This window comes from Pseudonocardia sp. McavD-2-B, from assembly GCF_024124365.1.
Taxonomy (GTDB): domain Bacteria; phylum Actinomycetota; class Actinomycetes; order Mycobacteriales; family Pseudonocardiaceae; genus Pseudonocardia; species Pseudonocardia alni.
The window spans coordinates 1-6304 of record NZ_JAMXSG010000309.1 but is presented as its reverse complement, the minus strand read 5'-3'; the positions used below and the strand labels follow the sequence as shown (position 1 = coordinate 6304).

The 6304-nt window shown below is 76.2% G+C and carries 6 protein-coding genes and 1 pseudogene; 1 reads left to right on the top strand and 6 read right to left on the bottom strand.

The annotated features are described in order from the left end of the window. Window positions 1-249 precede the first annotated feature (249 nt). On the bottom strand, window positions 250-480 hold the full coding sequence (locus tag NH602_RS26790; RefSeq protein ID WP_253069228.1) for a hypothetical protein: 231 nt from the start codon (window positions 478-480) through the stop codon (window positions 250-252). 229 nt (window positions 481-709) lie between these two features. On the opposite strand from NH602_RS26790, the gene lexA reads away from it, so the two are divergent. Next, entirely contained in the window at window positions 710-1468 is a 759-nt protein-coding gene (lexA, locus tag NH602_RS26785) for a transcriptional repressor LexA (protein ID WP_062396661.1), read from the top strand. A 28-nt stretch (window positions 1469-1496) separates the two neighbouring features. Here lexA and NH602_RS26780 read toward each other — a convergent pair whose 3' ends face one another. The 5 genes and pseudogenes from NH602_RS26780 to NH602_RS26760 all read right to left on the bottom strand — a co-directional run. Further along, window positions 1497-2561 (bottom strand): hypothetical protein, encoded by a 1065-nt coding sequence (locus NH602_RS26780; RefSeq protein WP_253069227.1) that lies wholly within the window; start codon window positions 2559-2561, stop codon window positions 1497-1499. 35 nt (window positions 2562-2596) lie between these two features. After that, on the bottom strand, window positions 2597-4087 hold the full coding sequence (gene hflX, locus NH602_RS26775; RefSeq protein ID WP_253069226.1) for a GTPase HflX: 1491 nt from the start codon (window positions 4085-4087) through the stop codon (window positions 2597-2599). Window positions 4088-4141: 54 nt separating this feature from the next. Beyond that, a complete protein-coding gene (gene dapF, locus NH602_RS26770; RefSeq protein WP_253069225.1) occupies window positions 4142-5011 on the bottom strand; it encodes a diaminopimelate epimerase in 870 nt (289 codons plus the stop codon). Next, a complete protein-coding gene (gene miaA / locus NH602_RS26765) occupies window positions 5008-5952 on the bottom strand; it encodes a tRNA (adenosine(37)-N6)-dimethylallyltransferase MiaA (RefSeq protein WP_253069224.1) in 945 nt (314 codons plus the stop codon). The genes dapF and miaA overlap by 4 nt, the downstream gene beginning before the upstream one ends. Beyond that, window positions 5949-6304, bottom strand: a pseudogene (locus tag NH602_RS26760) (hypothetical protein); the annotation flags it as partial. The gene miaA and the pseudogene NH602_RS26760, both read right to left, overlap by 4 nt.

Here is a 6304-nt window from a genome sequence, read left to right as displayed (position 1 = left end):
CGCGAGGTGGGGGTGCCGGGCGCCGGGGCGCCGGTCAGGCAGCCGACCGCGCCGTGATCGCGGATCCGCTCGTCGAGCTCTCGCATGGTTCCTCCTGCCGTCGGACCGCCCGTCCCCCGGGCGGTCTCGTCTCCCCCGCTGCCGACCGGCCCTTCCCCGAGCCCGGTCGAACGGGTGTACGAGCGGTGTAGCACCCGGCACCGACAACAACCGCGTTCCCGCAGGTCGTCGCCCGTGCCGGGGACGTTCTCAGCGTGGTGCGCCGACCGCGGGCGGCCCGGCCGGGCCGTGGGTGGCGACCGCGACGTCGGCGAGCACCCCGAGCGCGACGACCGCGGCCGCCGAGGCGAGCAGGACACCCGACGCGGCCACCGCACGGCGCACGACGCCCGGCACCCGGCCGGGCCGCACCCCGTCGGTCGTGGCGCACCCCGGGACCCGCCCGATGACCGTCACGTCCCCGATGACCGCCGCACCCACGATCGCCACCCCCGCTGCCGTTCCCGCTGCCGGTCGCCCCCGCGCGGCCGGACGGCGACGCGGACCGCGTTCGATCGAACCAGTGTTCGATCGAACGCGTGTGCGATGTTGTACCACCGCGGCCCGACGGAATCCACGACACGCCCCGGGCGACTTCGAACGCATGTTTGGCGAACGGGCCCGTGGCGGCTAGGGTCGTCGCCGTAAGTACCCCGAGGAGGCGAATGCGATGGCAGCGGACGACACCGGACACGGTGGTCCCGGCGTGACCGGCACCGCCGCGGACCGGGGATCCGCGAAGGTCCGGGAGTTCCCCGACCCCGCGGCCGACACCCGCGGCCTGACCCCGCGGCAGAAGAAGGTCCTGGCCGTCATCCGGGACTGGGTGGACCGGTACGGCTACCCGCCCAGCGTCCGCGAGATCGGTGACGCGGTGGGCCTCACGTCCACCTCGTCGGTGCACCACCAGCTCCGCACCCTGGAGCGCAAGGGCTTCCTCCGGCGCGACCCGAACCGCACCCGCGCGGTCGACGTCCGCAGCCCGGAGCAGATCGCCGGTACCGACGGGACGGACTCCGACACCGACACCGCCGACCTGCGTTCCGCGCGGCCGGCGCCGGCGTTCGTGCCGCTCATCGGCGACATCGCCGCCGGTGGCCCGATCCTGGCCGAGCAGGCCGTGCAGGACGTGTTCCCGCTGCCGCGCGAGATCGTCGGCGAGGGCACGCTGTTCCTGCTCAACGTCAAGGGTGACTCGATGGTCGACGCCGCGATCACCGACGGCGACTGGGTCGTCGTGCGCCAGCAGCCGGTGGCCGAGCAGGGCGAGGTCGTGGCCGCGATGATCGACGGCGAGGCGACCGTGAAGACGTTCCGCCGCAAGGACGGGCACATCTGGCTGATGCCCGCGAACGACGCCTACGACCCGATCCCGGGTGACGACGCGTCGATCCTGGGCCGCGTCGTGGCGGTCCTGCGCCGCCTCTGACCTCCTCGGACGGCGCCCGCTCCCGCGATCAGCGGGACCGGCGGCGCCGTCCGTGCAGGGACATCGCGACGGCGCCGGCGGCCAGCAGAGCCCCGAGCGCCGCGGCCCCGCCCGCGGCAGGCAGCCACGACGGGTACGTGCGGTACTCGGGCACCGCGGCGGGCTGAGGCACGACCGGTGCCTGCGGAACGGTCGCCGCGGACACCGCGCCCGGGACGACCGTGACCGCCGCAGCGGTCAGGCCCCGCGCCTCGCTCCCGGAGTGCAGCGCGCCCCGGCCGTCCGGGGCGATCGCCTCACCCTGCGCCTCCCCCGGCAACGGCACCGGCAGCGGTGCCCCGCCCAGGGCCGCGACCAGCGCGTCGACGGTCGCCGGTCCGCCGGCGGGCAGCGGGAACACCCAGGCGTCGGTGTAGGTCCGCAGCACGACGGCGCGCCCGCCATCGGCCCCGGCCGGCGAGAGCCCGCCGCCGGTGACCGTGCGCGACCCGGCGGCCCCGAGCGGCCCGCCGCCGGTGCCGGACCAGGGCAGCACCACCTGTGCCACCCGGCGCAGCTCCACGGGGTCCCCGCCATCGCGCAGCGGCGCGGCGGGCCGGTACACCCCGGCGGCCCCGGTGGTCTTGTCGACCAGCAGGGGCACGCCGTCGTCGCCGACCAGCAGTGCCTCGACGTCGCGCGGACCGTCGGGGTGGACGAGGTCGTGCACCCGTGGCGGCCCGGCCGGGGGCAGCACGACGAGCCGGACCGACCCGCGCCGCGCCCCGTTGTCGCCGGTGTCGGCGAGCCACAGCTCCCCGCCCGGTCCGAGGCCGAGGTCCTCGACGTCGGTGACCGGGACGTCGGCCTGCCGGGTGCCGGTGACCGCACAGCCGGCCGGGTCCAGGGTGAACGTCCGCGCGGTCCCGCCGCCGTCGACGACGGCGTGGTAGCGCTGCGGGGCCGCGCCGGGCGGGCCCTCGGCGACCAGTCCGGACAGCTCCGCCAGCCGCGGGTCGTCGATCGAGCAGGCCGGGATCGCCCCGGGCGGCGGCGCGGCCGCACCCGTGAGCGCGCCGGTCAGGCAGAGGACCGCGGTCAGGCGGCGGGCCACGGTCCCGGGACCCGGCCGCCCGGCCGGTGGGACGCTCAGTGGCCCGCCGCCGTCGCCGGCAGGTCGGTGCCGGTCCCGGTCGGCAGGGCCGAGCCCGCCACCGCGAACGGCAGCACCGCGGTGCCCAGCTCGGGCTTCACCCGCGCCCGGATCCGGGTGCCGTCGGCGGTGTGTTCCTCGGCGAGGACCTCGCCGTCGTCGTGCAGCCGCGCGACCAGCGCACCCTCGGTGTAGGGCAGCAGGAGGTCGACCTCGTACTCCGGGCGCGGCAGTCGCTCGGCGATGCGCTCCCGGAGCCGGCTGATCCCGTCTCCGCTGTGCGCGGAGACGAACACCGCGTCCGGCTGGGCGTGCCGCAGCCGGGCCAGCGCGAGGTCACCGGCCGCGTCGGTCTTGTTGATCACGAGCAGCTCGGGCGGCATCGTGTCGCCCGCAGCCTCACCGACCTCGACGAGCACCTGGCGGACCGCGGCGATCTGGTCGTCGGGCAGCGGGTCGGACCCGTCGACGACGTGCACCAGCAGGTCGGCCCGGGCTGCCTCCTCCAGCGTGGAGCGGAACGCCTCGACGAGCTGGTGCGGCAGGTGCCGCACGAACCCGACGGTGTCGGTGAGGGTGTACTCGTGCCCGTCGGGCGTCTGCGCCTTGCGGGTGGTCGGGTCCAGCGTCGCGAACAGCGCGTCCTGCACCAGCACGCCGGCGTCGGTGAGCTGGTTGAGCAGGCTCGACTTGCCCGCGTTGGTGTAGCCGACGATCGCGACCGACGGGATCTCGTTGCGGCGACGGCTGCCGCGCTGGGTCTCGCGGACCTGGCGCATCGCACCGATCTCGCGGCGCAGCTTCGACATGCGCGCGCGGATCCGGCGCCGGTCCAGCTCGATCTTCGTCTCACCGGGGCCACGGCCACCGATACCGACACCGCCCGCGGCGCGGCCACCGACCTGCCGGGACAGCGCCTCACCCCAGCCGCGCAGCCGCGGCAGCAGGTAGGACAGCTGCGCGAGCTCGACCTGGGCCTTGCCGTCCCGGGAACGGGCGTGCTGGGCGAAGATGTCGAGGATCAGCGCGGTCCGGTCGATGACCTTGACCTTGAGCCGCTCCTCCAGCTGGCGGAGCTGGCCGGGTGACAGCTCGCCGTCGCAGATGACGGTGTCGGCGCCGGTGGCGCGGACGGTTCCGAGCAGTTCCTCGACCTTGCCGGAGCCGATGAACGTGGCCGGGTCCGGGCTGGAGCGGCGCTGGACCAGGCCGTCCATCACCTCGGAACCGGCGGTCTCGGCGAGGCGGGCCAGCTCGGTCATCGAGTTCTCGGCCTGCTCGGCCGTGCCCTCGGTCCAGACGCCGACGAGCACGACCCGCTCCAGCTGGAGCTTGCGGTACTCGACCTCGGTGATGTCGGTGAGCTCGGTGGACAGCCCGTGGATCCGGCGCAACGACGTGCGCTCCTCCAGGTCGAGCTCGCCACCCGTCGGAACCGGGTTCGACGCGGAGGGGGTCACGGAGGGGTGCGTGTGGGCATCAGTCATCTCGACCCCATCCTCCCACGTCGCGGGGCCCGTGTCCGCCCGGATTCGCGACGCTCAGGCGGGCGCGTCCCACCACGCCCGGTCCAGCTCCCCGGACGCGAGCAGCACGGCCGGGCCGTGCAGCGTCGTGGGCCCGGTCCGGTCGTCGGTACCCGCCTCCACCGTCACCCGCAGCAGCCCGCCCGGGACGGTGACCTGCACGTCGCCGGCGGAGTGCCCGGCGTGCCGCAGCGCGGCGACGGCGGCGGCGACGGTCCCGGTGCCGCAGGAACGGGTCTCCCCCACGCCGCGCTCGTACACCCGCATCCGGATCCGGCCGCCGTCGGCGGGACCGTCCAGCGGGGTCAGGAACTCGACGTTCACCCCGTTCGGGAACAGCGCCGGGTCGAACGAGGGCGCGCAGGTCAGGTCGAGGGTGTCCGGGTCGGCCGCGGTGACGCAGGCCAGGTGCGGGTTGCCGACGTCGAGGGCGATGCCGTCGACACGCGCGTCGCCGCTGGTGGCGACCGACGCCGGGCCGACGCCGACCGTGCCGAGCCCGACCGAGACCCCGTCCGGCCCGACCGCGGTGTCGAGCACCCCGTTGCGGGTGCCGACCGGCCCGCCGGTGGCCCAGCCGCGCTCGTGCAGGTAGCGGGCGAACACGCGCAGGCCGTTGCCGCACATCTCGGCGAGCGAGCCGTCGGCGTTGCGGTAGTCCATGAACCACTCGACGCCGTCGGCGGGCTCACCGACGCCGGGCTCCCCGGCGAGCTTCGCCCAGCGCACGACCCGCAGCACCCCGTCCGCGCCGAGGCCGCGGCGGCGGTCGCACAGGGCGGCGACGCGCGCCGGGGTGAGGTCGAGCGCGGCGTCCGGGTCGGGCAGCACCACGAAGTCGTTCTGCGTGCCGTGCCCCTTGCTGAACGCGATGCCGCCGGTCATGCCACCAGCCTACGAGCGAGCACCGCGCGCGCCGAGGCCACCAGGTCCGGGTCGGCACCGTCGAGCCAGTGGATGCGGCGGTCGCGGCGGAACCAGGAGCGCTGGCGGCGCACGAACCGCCGGGTCGCCCGGACCGTCTCGTCCCGGACACCGGCGAGGTCGGGGTGGGCGGGGTCGCGGTCGAGGGCCTCGATCACCTGCCGGTAGCCCAGCGCGCGGGACGCCGTGCGGCCCTGCGCCAGCCCCTGGCGGAGCAGGGCGCGGGTCTCGTCGACCAGACCGTCGTCGAGCATCCGGTCCACCCGCAGCGCGACGCGCTCGTCGAGCTCAGCGACGTCGCGGTCCACGCCGAGCAGCACGGCGTCGTAGCGGGGGGTGCCCGCCCCGGGCAGCGTCGCCCGGAACGGCCGGCCGGTCAGCGCGATCACCTCGAGCGCGCGGACGATCCGCCGCCCGTTCGAGGGCAGCACCTGCTCCGCGGCGACCGGGTCGACCGCGGCGAGGCGGGCGTGCAGCGCGCCGGACCCGTCGCGGTCCAGCTCGGCCTCCAGCGCGGCGCGCAGCTCCGGGTCGGTGCCGGGGAACTCCAGCTCGTCCAGCACGGCCTGCACGTAGAGACCCGAGCCGCCGACGAGCACCGGGGTGCGTCCGGCGGCGCGCAGCTCCTCGACGACCGCCCGGGCCTCGCGCTGGTAGGCCGCGACCGAGGCGGTCTCGGTGACGTCGAGGACGTCGAGCTGGTGGTGGACGATGCCGCGCCGCTCGTGCGGGGCGAGCTTCGCGGTGCCGACGTCCAGGCCGCGGTAGAGCTGCATCGCGTCGGCGTTGACGACCTCCCCGCCCAGCGCCAGTGCCAGCTCCAGCCCGAGGTCGGACTTGCCGGTCGCGGTCGGCCCGACCACGACCACGAGCGGCGGTGCCGTCGACGGAGGGGCGTTCACGCCGGTTCCCACAGCGCCACGTGGTAGGCGACGCCGTAGGGCATCGAGGTGTGCCGGTGCGCCGCCGTCCAGGCCCGCCCGCGCGCGGCACCCGCGAGGACCTGCCAGGGCGCGCGGCCGGACGCCCAGAGTGCGGCGGCGCCGTCCGGGTCGAGCCGGGCGAGCGCCTCGGGGTCACCGGCGTCGAACGCGGCGGCGACGACGGCGTCGAACGCCTCGGCGCGGCCGTCGAACCCGCCGGGGGCCTTCGCGGTGTGCTTGGCCGCGCCGTCACCGACGACGAGCAGCCCGACCCCCTCGCCGGCGAGCTCCGCGCCCAGCGCCAGGCAGTCGGCGACCGGGGCGTCCGGCG